Below are 14255 nucleotides of genomic sequence, written 5' to 3'. Positions count from 1 at the left end.
CCTGGTCCTCTCAATGGGCCAGAGCTTACTTCAAAATGGATTATTTCAACGGGGCAAGGTCACCGTCGGTTAGATCAATCCCCCATACATTCAGAGGGGATCCACTGAGCGCCTGCTATGCATCGGAGCTCGATAATATGATCGTTCAGAAGGGACCGGCGATATGGGTACACGGACACGTCCATCAAAGGGCGAATTACCAAATCGGCAAGACCAGGATCGTTTCGAACCCGAGGGGTTATCCCGGAGAGAAAACCGGATTCGATCCGTCATTCGTTGTTGATATATAAGGTGAGACAACGGAGATAACTTACGGGTTATTGTGTTTTATTCTATTTCGGAGTTCGCCAAAAAGAAACGCGACTTCTGGATAGGCTGCTCGCAGGGGTGTCAAATGCCTGACGAAATTCCGACGGATTCAGAGAGTGCCTCCGAATCGTTTGGCGACGGACTGGGGCCGGATTTCTGCCCCTTGGGCCGGCGCATCGTCATCAGACCGGGAGTAGACCACGTCGAACTCAAGCGGCGGAAAAAGCTGTCGCGCGATGAGCGTGGGCCAGATGGCAGGGTGGGGACTGCCGATACTGACAGCGGGTAGTGAGAACACCTTCGGAGTGTTGCTGCAACCCGCGTGGAATTCGGACATCTCTGAGTGCTTGTAATTCCCCCTGCTGTCTCGCGGACCACTAACCCCTAACATATGCCGTGCGTTGTGATTGGTGACGGGTATGGGCCTTGTGAATTCACTCACAGATTGCTGCAAGAAATGGAAGACCCTGCATTCGGATGCCGCGGTGTTTTGCCAGGCAAGGAGCACGTTTCTTGGTACGCGTTGAGGGAAATTTGAAGGCTTGAACCCGTGACCTGGCGGCTAGCAGCGAGTTTTGTTCTCGCACGGAATCGAGTACTGTTGGGCAATAATTGAAGAACAGAGGTGCGCAGGTTGTTTGAGCCGGCTCAGGTTTGGGAGAAGGCGGAAGCGGAAAACCGCTTCGCCGAAGTTCTTGCTGGGGCCAAGGCGGGCCGTACCCAATGCATATCTGATTCTGACGGCGTCTTCGAAATCAAGTTCATCCCAAACTCGCCCAAAGTGCCTGCTGGACAGGTCCTTGCGCAAGGCGGGCCGGATTCAAAATGACGCCTCAACGCGATGACCTCGCTGCGAGGCTGCGATAGGTCTCAAGTCCCACTCGCTAGTTCTGCTTCGTAAGGTGGTTGCCATGGAGCCCATTTTCTCCTTCTCGCTACAATTTACAGACAAAGTGCCGTACATATCGCCAGTGCATCCGCGCGCCTGACAAACGGCCATCGAGCCGACCGGCTCCTTCAACGAAAATCTGACCACTCGAACGCGTTCCGAAACGGTGCGCGAACGGTGTCCTATTTGATGCGAGTAGCGAGATGACGAAATTTCATGCCGATCCGCTCAAAACGCCCGAGGAACGCATTGCCGTATCTGCGCTGCCGAAAGAAAAGCGCCAGGAGTTGATTAATACACTTCTCTATCGATATCCGATCTTCAAAAACGGCGTGTCGTTCATCGAGAGCTTCCATAGGCCAACAGGCGGTGCTGCGCACGATTCCGGTCGCATTGGCGGGCTGCTCGGTGAGAGCCGCTCGGGCAAGAGCATGATCTGCCGTTACTACGCGTCGCTCCAAAAGGACGGCGGTTATGAACACAAGAGCCAGCCGATCATCTACTTCGAGGCGACCGAGAACATGGATTTGCGGTTGGCGGCAATCCGGCTGTGTTCTCTTGCCGGTGCTTGCTCTGTCCCCGGGCTCAGCGGCCACGAATTAACTGAGTACGTCATCTTGTGTCTTGCCTCAGCTAAGACGGAGCTGCTGATAATCGATGATGCGCACTACCTGCTCTGCAATCGCCGACGAGACCAGTTTGCCGAGTTTCGAGCGTTCATTGACGAGATGGCACGGACAAAGTTGTTCAACATCTTATTGGTTGGCGAGGAGTGTCTGCATTGCGCGATCTACGAGACCGCTATGCGCCATGGTCAATTCTACCATGATACCGTGAAACTATTCGGTGATAGCGGTACGGAATTCGAGATGTTCCGCTTGTTACTCGACAGGATCGACGACCGGCTGCCGTTTGCTTCTCGGGCCGGGATCGAGACATTGGCGAAGGATTTGCACCGTTACAGCGCCGGAAAAATTGGATTGGTAATGGATCTTGTCCAGCGGGCTGGGCTGATGGCCATCCATGAGGATGCGGACCGCATTACTATTGAGCACTTGCGGATGGCCGCGAACCGCATGCGAGCGCCTGGCGACCACTATCCCTACTTCGAGCGGGGAGGGTGTGTGCCGAGATGATCAACGCCGATTTGGTCTTGTGGAAACCGGAACAAAACACGAATTCTCTATCGCCCCGAATCAGTGGGTGTTGTATGAAATCGGGTCAAGGCAAGAGGGACTCATTTGGCTTATCGCTTCCTGCATACCGCTGATGTTCACCTGGATTCACCTTTAAAGACGCTTGCTCTGCGCAATCCTGAGCTCTCCGATCTTATCGGTTTGGCTACCAGGCGTGCCTTCGTCCGCATAATCGACCTATGCTTAGAAGAGCAGGTCGACGCTCTTGTTCTCGCCGGCGATCTTTACGACGGCGATCAGACGTCGATGAAGACGGCCCGCTTTCTTGCAGAGCAGCTTCATCGTCTCCACGTCGCCGGCATCCGGACATTTATCATTCGAGGCAACCACGACGCCTTGTCCAGGATCACGTCCGAACTTGTCATGCCAGAATCGGTGAAGGTATTCGGCGCGACCTCCGAGGCGGTAGCTGTAGATCGGGGTGGTGGCCATTTCTCAGTCGCGATCCATGGACTGAGCTTTGCAAAGCCACACGCCCCGCAGAGCCTGCTCCGCCACTACGCGCTGCCAATCCCGGATGCGGTCAACATTGGCATCATGCATACGAGCCTCGGGGGATCGGAAAAGCACGATCTGTACGCACCTTGCAGCGTCGCGGACTTGCAGCAGAGCGGATTCCAGTATTGGGCGCTCGGGCATATTCATAAACGGTCGGTTGTCGCGGACGCGTCTTCGGCCATTGTAATGCCCGGCATGCCCCAGGGGCGCGACATCAACGAGGACGGTCCCAAGTCAGTCTCCTTGGTTACGATCGAGGACGACCGCACGGTTACGATCGAGGAACGGCACACCAGTGTAGCGCAGTTCGAAAGGCTGCACGTCGACGTGTCGGAGGCGAGCGATTGGAACGAATTGGTCGGCCAGGTCTCGAGGCAACTCGAAACCCTGCGGTCGGCGGTCAATGCCGACCATCTCGTGGCTCGCATCCAGCTGCACGGGGCTAACCCGCTGGCATGGCGTATTCGGCGCGACTTGGATCTCCTGAGAACTGAGATGGAGACGCGTGGCGCGATGATCGGAGACGTCTGGATCGACAAGATGCAGACCGCATGCATGGAGCCGGGAATGGACCGCAGCGGAGGCGCACTTGCAGAGCTGTCGTCCATCATCGACGGCGACGTTCTGACCTCTGCTGCCTACAAACAGGAACTCACTGCGATCGCGGAAGAGCTTCGCGGCCAGCTGCCAGTCGAACTGAGGGATATCTTCGGAGCGGATGAGGCCTCATTCCGAAATCTCATGGGCGATTACGCTCGCGAGGGATCCGCGGATGTCGTGGCTCGGCTGCGCGGAGGGCAGGGGGAATAATGCGGATCAATCGACTGGATCTTGCTCGCTACGGCAAATTCACGGATGGTGTTCTGGACTTCGGACCCCGACCAAGCGGCTCGCCAGACCTTCATCTCATCTACGGTCCCAACGAGGCCGGAAAATCGACGACCTTTGACGCGATCCTCGACCTCGTCTTCGGCATTGGGTCCACCAGCAGGTACGCCTTCCTGCACCCGTACCCGACAATGCGCATTGGAGCGAGTATCAACGTCGGAGGGGCAGACCGCGAACTCGTCCGGATCAAGCGACCCCAGAACAGCCTCCTCGACGAGATGGAGCGTCCTGTGCCGGACGCGGACATTTGCGCCGATCTCGGAGGCATCGACCGCGACGCCTTCAAGACGATGTTTTCGCTCGATAATGAAAGTCTGGTGAAAGGCGGTGAGGCGATCCTCGCGAGCAAGGGCAACCTCGGCGAGCTACTTTTCGCAGCTAGCGCGGGGCTCTCCGACCTGAGCAGGCAGTTGACATCGATCCGAGCCGACGCGGATGGCTTCTACAAGTACCGTGCCAAAAGCGGTGTGCTCGGGGAGTTGAAAGCACGGCTCGTCGAGTTGAAGCAGCAGCGTGATACCTTTGACCTCCAAGCAAGCGAGCACCAGCGCCTTGTAAGCGATCGCGATCGGCTGACGCGCCTTTACAATGACGCCATCGACGCAAGGGCAGGTACGCAACGGCGGGTCGACGAGATCAAGCGTATCCTGAACGCTCTGCCTGTCATGGCACGGCTTGCGACGCATAGGAGCCGACTTGGCGAGCTTGAAATCGTCCGCGAACCGTCGGCTGCCTGGCGCCGGGAGTTACCAGAGCTCAGGCGGCAGGAAATCGAATTGCGGGTGAAGCTGCAGGACGCGTCGAACTCGGTGCGGAGCGTCGAAGAGGAGATTTCGCGGATCGTCGTGGATGCTGCAGCCTTGGAGGCGGCATCGCAGATCGATGACCTTTCGGAACTTCGAGCTCGTTACCAGACCGCGGACAAAGATATACCAAAGCTCGCGGGTCGGGCGGACGATTTGTCGATCGAGGGTCTGCTACTGCAGCTGGGCAGGTCGGAAGAAGCCAATCCGGAGCGCCTTCTCCTCGACGCGGCGACCGTAGGCACCTTGAGATCGCTGGTCGGTGCCAAATCCGGTGTCGATGAAAAGCTCGTTGCGGCTCAGGGCGAACTGGATAAGGTCCAGCGCTCGCTTGCGCGTGAAAGTGAGGGCGTCGACGCCGACCTCTACGCCTCTCCCGACCGGAGGAAGACCTTTGACGCGCTTCAGGCCGTCGTCAAAGCAGCGCCGAAATCCGACCAAGATATCGCGCTTCGCTCGCTGGCACGCCGTCGCGATGCCGCTATGGCAGGTCTCTCCGAGGCGTTGGCAGCTCTTCGCCCATGGCAAGGAACCGCCGAAGATTTGGGATCCTTGCCGCAGCCGCCGAACACGCGGCTGGAAGGCTGGAAGTCCCGCTTCTCGCTGGCCGAAGAGCAACACCGGGCCTCGCGAACCGAACTCGAGCGTCTCGAGCCCGAGGCGCGCCGTCTCGACGCGGAAATCGAAAGCCTCCGCGAGCAGACAGGAAGCATCGATGAAGCAGGTGCGGTCGCCACCCGGGCGGCCCGCGAAATGGCCTGGACGTTGCACCGTCAGGCTTTGAACGCCGTTACAGCCGATGCCTTCGTCGAAGCGATGCGGGTTGACGATCGAGTGGTCGCGCAGCGCCTCATGCACTTCGGGGAGGTAGGTAGGTTAAATCAACTCCTTCTGCGCCGCGCTTCCGTGGGCGCGGATATTCTAAGCCAGCAGAAGGTGCAGGAAAACGCGGGCGCGGGCCGTGCAGCCGTTCTTGCGGAAATCCAGCAATCACTTGGTGAGCTGACGTTTGGAGTTGGAGCCGTCTACGATCCTTGGGAGCTCGAGGATTGGCTTCGCAAGCGCGACCATGCGCTCAAGGCCAGAATTGAACTGGCAGCCATCGACCTGGAAATCGCTGACATCCGAGACAATGTCGAGCAAGCGAAGCGGTCGTTGCTTGCCGCACTTGGACTCGTCGACCTGACCTTCAATATGTCCGCCGACTACAATGCGCTTGTCGCTGCCGCCGAGGAGGCATTGGACGCCTATCATGCTGCAGCCAGCGCTGCCGAACATGTGCAGCGGCTTAGGGGAGATGTCGTCGAGCGGTCCCGACTCCTCGAGCAAGCTCAGACGGCCTCGGAAGCGTGGCGATCGCAATGGCAGGCGGTGTGTGCCGGATGCTGGCTGCACGATCTGGGCGACGTTCCGGACGTGGGAGCCGTGACGGAAATCTTGTCAGTCCTCGAGCAACTCGGGTCGGCCGTGACGACCAGGGAAAGCTTGGTCGATCGCGTCGAGAAGATGAAGCAGGACAAGGCGCTCTTCGAAGCAAAGATGCACGAGCTGGCAGAGAGGCTCGGCGTGTCGACCGACGATGCTCCTCTGACACTGTTCCAAGCGATCCATGACAAGATCAAGGCGGCCGGCTTGAATGCGGACAGGCGTGACAAGCTGTTGCTTGATCTCGACGATGTTCAGCAGAAGCACCACGCCATGAAGGTCGAGCAGGAACTCCTCGCGGCGCGCGTCGCTGAGATGACGGAGTTCTTTGGGGTCTCTACGCTTGGCGAAGTCGAGACCTGCATGGACCTCGCACTACAGCGCCGTGAGATGGAAAGCTCTATTTCCGAGACGGAGCTCGAGCTTATGCAAATCGCCGGCGCGAAGACGATGTCTGAAGTCGAGGTACAGACCGACGGGGTCGATCGGGCCGTTCTGGAGGACGAACTTGCCAAACTTGCCCCCGTGTTCGAGGACCAGGACGTCCGATATCGAGATCACTTTCACGCCCTTTCCAAAGCGCGGGACGCGTTGGATGCGATCGGCGGCGACGAGAAGGTGGCGTCTCTGGACGCGCAGCGCAGGACTACCCTCCTCGAAATCGAAGAAAGCGCTCAACGTTACATGGAACTCCGCGCAGGCGTGGCGGCGGCCGAGCACGGTCTCAAGCTTTACCGTGACCGCCATCGCAGTGGCATGATGGCCCGAGCCTCCGAAGCCTTCAGGATTATAAGTCGGGGAGCCTACGAAGGCGTCGCCGCCCAGCCGGGGAAGGACGGCGACGTTCTGATCGCCGTGTCGGCCGGAGGCGGATCGAGGGCAGCGAACGAGCTGTCCGATGGAACTCGCTCGCAGTTGTATCTCGCGCTGCGTGTCGCCGGGTATCACGAGTTCGTCGCCAGGCGGACTCCGGTTCCGTTCATCGCCGACGACATCATGGAGACTTTCGACGATTTCCGTGCAGAAGAAGCGTTTCGTCTCTTCGCGGAAATGGGGATGCACGGCCAGGTGATCTACTTCACCCATCACAAGCATCTCACTCACATCGCCAAGAAGGTCTGCCCCAGTGTTTGTCTGCATGATCTCGAAGAGGTCGGGAGGGCAGGTGGGTTGCGTGTGGTGGCGGCAGAGTAAGACTAGGAGCGGACTGCTCGATGAAGCGTCGCTCTCGCTCCGTGGCGGCCCTTCACTCGAAGACAACGCACTGGTGCATGCTACGCGGCAACCCCGCCGACTGTCGTCGGGACGGAAATCAAACGGGCTACGATACTATGTGCTGAATGGTTAAACTCTTAGTTGATGTATTTAAGCTCGATTGTGGGACGGTTGCGTATCGCTCCTATACCCGACCAAGAGGGGGGAGTACGATCACAGCGGCGTATCGAGCGAAAAAGTATTCAATGTGCCAACCGCGTCACTTTTCACCTCTCAACAGTTGGGGCCGAACGATGGCTGGTCGACCTTCCATGTGAGTGAAGACGGCAGACCTGCGTTCACCCATGATCGATACCGCGCAGATTTCGGCGTTTCAGTGGTCCGCGCCGATGTAATCGGAGCCTTTGCGAAGCCACGGGGATTGAAACCTGTCTGGATCGTTTGGGTAGAAAAGGATGGTGGCAAGGGCAGCGATGGCTTAGCTGAGGACCACGGGCTGTTCTCTAGGAAGGACTTTATTGGATTCTATTACCAGGACGACAACGGATGGCATGGCCACCTGATGCGCTTTCGGGATTGATGAGGAGGTTGTGGAAACGGTCGCCTCTTGCAAAGGTTGAAGTGCGTCTTGCTTGACCAAACCACGGTGGCATTCTTTTCGCCTACTCCGAGGGGGAGGCGAAACCTTCCTACGCCCATGCTCTACGGGTATGAAGGCGCCATCGCTCAGGCTCACCACGGTCCGGCCAGCCCGTGTTTCGAGGCAAGCGATGCACGATGCGGTCGCCTCTGCGGAACTCACATCAGAGAAAGCTCCAAGACCGAAAACGGCACGCAAGGGGCCGTCTTTCCAGTACGTTGCGATGGAGTAGGACATTCGGGCTTCCTTTCGCTGCTTTACAAGGCGACTCCCTACTCTGCTGCGTCGGCATGCAAGGCACCAACAATGAGACCTGCAGCCTGAGGTGTTCAGGCTAGCCAACTATAATCCGACGCTCGGCTGAGGTCTTGACGAGTGCTCGTCCCTAGCCAGCTCGGGAGCTGGCGCGACGCGCCGGACACTGTGGACAAAAGCAGAAAGCCTTGACCGCAATCGTTCTGCTTGCCATACAAATCGTGGCCCTACACGCGGGCCGGTGTGCCCGCCACGCAAAGCTACGTCAGCGTTCCATTTCTGAAGTGTCACTCTGTGCCAAAAGGCATGGTCTGGCCATTAGCGGGCACATGGTCGGATCATTCCAGGATATGGATAATGACCGAAACAAATCATCTCCGCAGCCTCAAAGTCCTGGCCAAGCGATACGCGCGCGAAAACAGGATCGCGCTACATCAGGCGCTCGACCTGATTGCCAGGGAACTGGGTTTTCCTCACTGGGCCAAGCTAATTGCTACCAGCAAGAAAGGCTGTTGGCAGGTCGCTCCCGAACAAATGGCGGGCCTCGAAGCCTTCGTCGATCGCCCCCTACCAGCGGCAACCTTCCGCAACGTTGATCCTGAAACTATGAACCGGCGCTTCGCATACCTTGAACAAGCCGAACATGGGGTGATTGGAGACCATTCATACCGCCTTCAAGAGGTTCTGCACGACGTCATCATAGCAGGTGAGGGATGGAGCATCAGGGTGCCAGAGAACCCCGGCGTGCCCCCGATCGTCGAGACATTTGCCGACCAGGAAGGGGGATGCCCTGTCCTCGATCCAGATTTCCTGGAGAGAGCACTCAGTCTGGCCAGAGATCGAGCGCTTCAAGTTCGCGCGAAAATCGCCGCCGATTGGCCTCGGCGATCTACAAAACCCGATCTTCGCGGTGTTGTTCGGCACCCGCTGAGCCGCGACGAGTCGGCCGTTTGGTTCTGTCTACATTGCGATGGAAAGATTACCGGCGCCCAGATCGCTCAGAACCTCTGGCATTGCCCCGGATGCGGGGCATCGCCCCTTGACATCTTTGACACAGCCTTCTGGTCGGATGACGACGGCAAGTCCTTCCAGCCCGTGAAAGCTCACGACGCAGTGGATGGAGACGAACCCGTATTTCGCTCTGTCGATGACCGGCCAAAACTCGACATGAATGAAGAGAAGATCATCCTTCTCATAAGGAGCGCGTTGCTTGATGACGCTGCCAACATCAGCGAGAAGCTGGGCGCACTTCAGGCGGAGATCAGTGTCGATGACGAGACTGGCGTCTGGATTGCCCTCGAGGAAGATCTGTGGCCCATGGGCAAGGACCCCGTTCAGGCTTTGGCTGTAGCAGAGCTGCTGGGCCTGGAAGTGGAAATTGTCTCGAGTTGGTCCACGATCCCGTTTGCTTGGCCCGGACTGGGCGAAATGACCTCGAGTACGAGTGAGTATACGCAAATGATGCTGGACGCGTATGCTCAATACGAGGGCCCAACGGATAAGACGCCGAAGGAATCTTGATTCGGCCCCGACCAACACTGCCAGAGATCCATATAGATGAGCGAGGTCGTGACCGATCCCGCTCATCATTAACGAAACACGTGTGGCCCTGTCTCGGGAGAACAAATTGCACCCTGGCTCCACGCCAGTGATCACAGCCCTACACGTGCAGCGGGGCGACAAGGTCGACGATCCCGGGGAGCGTGGTGCTTGTTTCGAGAAACTCAGTGTTGCCGTCCGGATGCAGGTGAACCGCAGTAAGGCGGCCCGTGGCGTAGGCTCCGGTGTCGTATTCCGATGCGGTTCTTGCCTTCTCGCACCTGCGCGAGGGCGTCACGGTGTGGCCGTGTACGACGATCTTCTCGAAGTTTTCCGTAGACGATAGAAATGGCTCGGCGATCCGCATCATGTCCCGTCTCGACTGTTGGGCCAACGAGATCCCCGGAGCGAGCCCGGCATGGACGAGAATGGCTTTCCAATTCGACGTGGCTGACTGCGTTGCGGAGCAAATCCAGGTGTCCGCGGGGGAAGTTTTCATCCGGATCGGCAACAGTGAAACCTTCGGGATCAAACCCGTACGACAGGAGCGTCGAGCCGCCACCCATATTGTATATCCAGTGATCCAATGCCATCGCGGCATGGTCGCCGGACAGCTCGTCCAGAATCCGGATCGGGAACCAGTCGTGATTTCCGAGGATCAGCGATGAGCTGGGTCTACTTGAAATAGTCTCCTCGACCAACTCCAATGCCCGTTTGCTCTCAGGACCGCGATCGGTGATATCGCCGAGAAAAACGATCGAGTAATCGATCATCATGTCGTCAGCGCGTTTGTCGATGGCAATCAGTAACGACTCGAGGAGGTCTGCTCGCCCGTGAATGTCGCCAATTGCAAATGTGTGCCGCTCAGCCGAGCCGAGTAACCCTTAGTATTGGGTTGAGCAAAGTCGTGAACTCTAACTGTTAGCTCCAAACGCGCGCAATCGTCATCGAGTTGCTCGTTTCCCGGAAAGGTGATGCCCGCGACCCATGGCGGCAATTCGCTGCCGCAACGTTGTTGCGGCTTCGTTCCGCATAAACCGCGGCGCACCGGTACCGATGACCATCTGCCTTGTCCGCCCGCCAAGGCATTTTAAGGCAAGCAACTCCGATGTCTTTTATTGACGAGACGCTCGCGCTTTCTATTTTCACGCTAGACACAATCTATGGTGGTCCTAAACGGCACGGTAAGGATTTGTGGTCGTTGGTTTCAGTCCGTTCGAAAGCGAGTGAGGCTCAGAATGCCTAAGAAAAGTGCTCAAAATGAAACTGACGATCTGTTGGAGACCTTGGTTTTTACGTCGGAAGTCATAGCCAATAGCGATGCGGACAGTCGGCGGCGCATCTCGGAGGCATATGTGAAAGCTCAAAGGCTTGCCGCGACAATCCCATTGGAAGAAGGCTCGCCACGGCCGCGAATTGTCGCGTGCCTTGAGATTTTTAACGCGCACAAAGAAGCGGGGAGGGTAGAGGCAGCCGGCTGGATGTTGACGGCGATCCAGCACCGCGTTGCCGAAAAGAATCTACCGGAATGGGAAAAATTGCAGATCGTCGTAGACAAGGTCAGGCACTTACTAGGCCCAAGATACGATGCTCATTGAGCAGACGACCCCCTTTTCCCGCCTCTCAATGCCCTTTAGTTCGCCGCGGTCCCTATTCAAGAGAGCGAGGTCGGGGCTTGACTCCGTCGCCTGATGGAACATAAAGTGAACATCGGTGATGCGGCCGCCATCCCATTAGCTGCGCGGTGGGCCATCCACTGACGAACCCATTGGTCGGCGTACTGCGTAGGATAGATGCCGAACTTCGCTTCAACGATCAACTGCACGGAAGTCGGGGGATCGCCAAGTTTAAAGTCCAATAACACATCCGGCTCGACGGTGCCGTTAGTCGCCCCGCCTTCGGTCCAGGTCGGCCAAAACGTGATTTGGTAGAATCCGCCATAGCGTGGCGCCGTCGAGGTACGCGAGTGGCCAAACACCAAAGCGGTCAGCAGGTCGTCCTCCGACATGCGAAAGGCTGTCCGCCAGCTGATCGGGGATTTCAAAGCGTGCGGACGTTGGAAATCGAGATATGCAGAGCGACGGTTTTGAATTGTATGGAAACCGCGGAGCAACGCAAGATCGTCTGAGGATAATGCACCGCCCATTGTTTGACCGCACCCCGCAGAACGGTCAACGTGGTGCATTACCTATATGGGGCCGTCCATTCGGAGGCTGCTTCGCGGGCAATCGGTATACACATATTAGCGTATAGTAATTAGTTGAGTAGCGCCGACGCCGAATGATATTACCTTTTCCGAGGGACGATTGGGATGGAAGGTCTGGTCAGGATCGACGAAGCGCTCATCGACGGCGTGGAGAAAGCGCTGTTCTCAGTTAGGAACAAACTAGGGTTGTCTTTTCCGCAGGCGGTCAGCCTTTGCGGCTCGATTACGATCGTGATGATGGCATTGTCGGTTTTCCTGTCGTCCGGCGACCTAATGACGGTGAAAATTCCGCTTCTTATACTGTACGCGGTTCTAGCGTTCGCGATGAGTAAAACCGTGTTTCGTCATCTCTCCCATTTCGATGAGACCTGGACTCCTGAGGCCGAGAGGGTTCTCGCCAAGAACGCGGTGGGAAACAGGGAGAGGCTCAGACCCGTGCGCGCTCTTTTCTGGGCTTTTTCCCTGATGTCTGCCTTCCTCACACTCACGCTGTCAGCGAAGCTGCTTGGGCTGGGTGCGATTTCACCGCTCAATGCCGGTCGCGACATGCTCAGCAACCTACTTGGGTTTCCGGCCCTCCTGGCCTTCCAGTACATTATGTGTTCGCGCCCCTCGGGGAGGACCAAGCTATAAAATACGTTCCGATAAAAAGGAGGCGGTCGAATTTAGCGTGGAACGCTCCCTCAAGTTTACAAGGTCGTTGCCAGCGGGACAACGCAAGCAATCGGCACGGCGCGCTACTTCGATCTTAATCTTACAGGTGGGCATGAAGTCTTTATCGGTCGTTCCCGCAAAGGCGGATGTGCAAGCCACTGACATCGTGAGCGAAGTTTGAGAAGGCGAATAACGATCTAGCGCGAGTGGCAATCCGGAATCAGTGGTCGGCAGAGGCAACGCGCCGCTGCGCCAAATGTCCCGTAGCAAGCGGTGTCTGCGTTCACCCGCGGCGGCCGTAGATCGATCATAACCCGAGCCTGATGAAAATAAATCTGGCCCATCACCCGCTTATTCCGAAAGGGCCGGTGAGCCGCGCTAACGCGTTGGATATTCGCGTTTCTCGTCCTGGGAACGTTGAGGCTTCCTTTTGCGGAAGCTTTAGCTTGCCGTGGGCACTAAGAGCTTACTTTTAACATTTGCAGGCCTCTCTGGCCGGATTTGGATTATGAGTATTTTCAGATTGTATATTGGATCCAATTTTTCTAAGAGTCGTTTCGTCGACGGGCGACGCCATCGCGTCACCCGGTGAAATGGGGGAGCGGCCGCAAGTGAAGGGCGCGCCCGGGTGGCGTCCGTCCACCGTCACGGAAGGAGAAAGCGCATGCGCAGCAACAAGGTCGTTCATATCGTTTCCTGCCACGCGGAAGGGGAAGTCGGCGACGTCATCGTCGGCGGCGTCGCGCCGCCGCCTGGAAACACGCTCTGGGAACAGCGCCGCTTCATCGCCGAAGACCAGACGCTGCGCAATTTCGTGCTCAACGAGCCGCGCGGTGGCGTCTTCCGCCACATCAATCTGCTTGTGCCGCCGAAGGACCCGCGCGCGACCATGGGCTTCATCATCATGGAGCCCGAAGATACGCCGCCGATGTCCGGTTCGAATTCGATCTGCGTCTCCACCGTTCTGCTCGACAGCGGCATCGTACCGATGCAGGAGCCGGAAACGCGCATGGTGCTGGAAGCGCCCGGTGGACTGGTCAACGTCGTTGCCGAGTGCCGCAACGGCAAGGCCGAGCGCATCACCGTCACCAACGTGCCGTCCTTTGCCGACAAGCTCGACGCCAAGCTCGAAGTCGAGGGTCTGGGCACGCTGACGGTCGATACCGCCTATGGCGGCGACAGCTTCGTCATCACCGACGCTTGCGCTCTTGGTTTCTCGGTGACGCCAGACGAGGCGCGCGAGCTTGCCGAAACCGGCATCAAGATCACCCGCGCGGCCAACGAACAGCTCGGCTTCACCCATCCGGAAAATCCGGAATGGGATCATATCTCCTTCTGCCAGCTGACGATGCCGGTCGAAGAAAAGGACGGCATTCTGCATGGCCGCAACACCGTGGTCATCCAGCCGGCCAAGCTCGACCGCTCGCCGACCGGCACCGGCTGCTCGGCGCGCATGGCGGTGCTGCACGCGCGTGGGCTGATGAAGGTCGGCCAGCGCTTCAGCGGCCACTCGATCATCGATTCGACCTTCAATTGCCGCATCGTCGGCGAAACGACGGTCGGCGGACGCCCGGCGATCGTGCCTGAGATCTCCGGACGTGCCTGGATCACCGGCACGCACCAGGTGATGCTCGACCCGGCCGATCCGTGGCCAGCCGGCTACCGCCTTGCCGACACCTGGCCGCGCAAGCAGTAAGGTCTGCCTTTGCGGGCCGCCTCGTTGCGGCCCGTACCTTTC

Annotated in this window: 10 protein-coding genes; 8 read left to right on the top strand and 2 right to left on the bottom strand. The window is 58.0% G+C overall.

Features of this window, described 5'->3' with window-relative positions; genetic code table 11:
• The first annotated feature begins 1401 nt into the window (after positions 1 to 1401).
• The 5 genes from ASE71_RS12110 to ASE71_RS12090 all read left to right on the top strand — a co-directional run bounded on the left by ASE71_RS12110 (position 1402) and on the right by ASE71_RS12090 (position 9639).
• Entirely contained in the window at positions 1402 to 2334 is a 933-nt protein-coding gene (locus tag ASE71_RS12110; RefSeq protein WP_060518322.1) for an ATP-binding protein, read from the top strand.
• A 105-nt stretch (positions 2335 to 2439) separates the two neighbouring features.
• A complete protein-coding gene (locus ASE71_RS12105; RefSeq protein WP_060518320.1) occupies positions 2440 to 3702 on the top strand; it encodes a metallophosphoesterase family protein in 1263 nt (420 codons plus the stop codon).
• Entirely contained in the window at positions 3702 to 7202 is a 3501-nt protein-coding gene (locus tag ASE71_RS12100) for an AAA family ATPase (RefSeq protein ID WP_060518318.1), read from the top strand. Before ASE71_RS12105 ends, ASE71_RS12100 begins: the two co-directional genes overlap by 1 nt.
• A gap of 268 nt (positions 7203 to 7470) precedes the next feature.
• Positions 7471 to 7803 carry a hypothetical protein gene (locus ASE71_RS12095; protein WP_060518316.1) on the top strand — a complete coding sequence of 111 codons (333 nt, stop codon included), beginning with the start codon at positions 7471 to 7473 and terminating at the stop codon, positions 7801 to 7803.
• A gap of 672 nt (positions 7804 to 8475) precedes the next feature.
• Positions 8476 to 9639 carry a hypothetical protein gene (locus ASE71_RS12090; RefSeq protein WP_060518314.1) on the top strand — a complete coding sequence of 388 codons (1164 nt, stop codon included), beginning with the start codon at positions 8476 to 8478 and terminating at the stop codon, positions 9637 to 9639.
• Positions 9640 to 9842: 203 nt separating this feature from the next.
• Here the strand turns inward: ASE71_RS12090 and ASE71_RS36905 are convergent, their stop codons facing one another.
• Entirely contained in the window at positions 9843 to 10496 is a 654-nt protein-coding gene (locus ASE71_RS36905) for a metallophosphoesterase (protein WP_274533435.1), read from the bottom strand.
• 399 nt (positions 10497 to 10895) lie between these two features.
• On the opposite strand from ASE71_RS36905, the gene ASE71_RS12075 reads away from it, so the two are divergent.
• Positions 10896 to 11255 carry a hypothetical protein gene (locus ASE71_RS12075; RefSeq protein ID WP_060518308.1) on the top strand — a complete coding sequence of 120 codons (360 nt, stop codon included), beginning with the start codon at positions 10896 to 10898 and terminating at the stop codon, positions 11253 to 11255.
• A 56-nt stretch (positions 11256 to 11311) separates the two neighbouring features.
• On the opposite strand, the gene ASE71_RS12070 is transcribed toward ASE71_RS12075, so the two are convergent.
• Positions 11312 to 11665: a hypothetical protein gene (locus ASE71_RS12070; RefSeq protein WP_060518306.1), complete on the bottom strand. Its 354-nt coding sequence runs from the start codon at positions 11663 to 11665 to the stop codon at positions 11312 to 11314.
• Positions 11666 to 11968: 303 nt separating this feature from the next.
• On the opposite strand from ASE71_RS12070, the gene ASE71_RS12065 reads away from it, so the two are divergent.
• Positions 11969 to 12496 carry a hypothetical protein gene (locus tag ASE71_RS12065; RefSeq protein WP_060518304.1) on the top strand — a complete coding sequence of 176 codons (528 nt, stop codon included), beginning with the start codon at positions 11969 to 11971 and terminating at the stop codon, positions 12494 to 12496.
• A 685-nt stretch (positions 12497 to 13181) separates the two neighbouring features.
• On the top strand, positions 13182 to 14213 hold the full coding sequence (locus tag ASE71_RS12060; protein WP_060518302.1) for a trans-3-hydroxy-L-proline dehydratase: 1032 nt from the start codon (positions 13182 to 13184) through the stop codon (positions 14211 to 14213).
• The last annotated feature ends 42 nt before the right edge of the window (positions 14214 to 14255 follow it).

It is taken from the genome of Ensifer sp. Root954 (assembly GCF_001429005.1).
In the GTDB taxonomy this organism is placed as follows: domain Bacteria; phylum Pseudomonadota; class Alphaproteobacteria; order Rhizobiales; family Rhizobiaceae; genus Ensifer; species Ensifer adhaerens.
The sequence above is the reverse complement of the archived record's forward strand: the minus strand, read 5'-3'. Positions and strand labels throughout refer to the sequence as shown.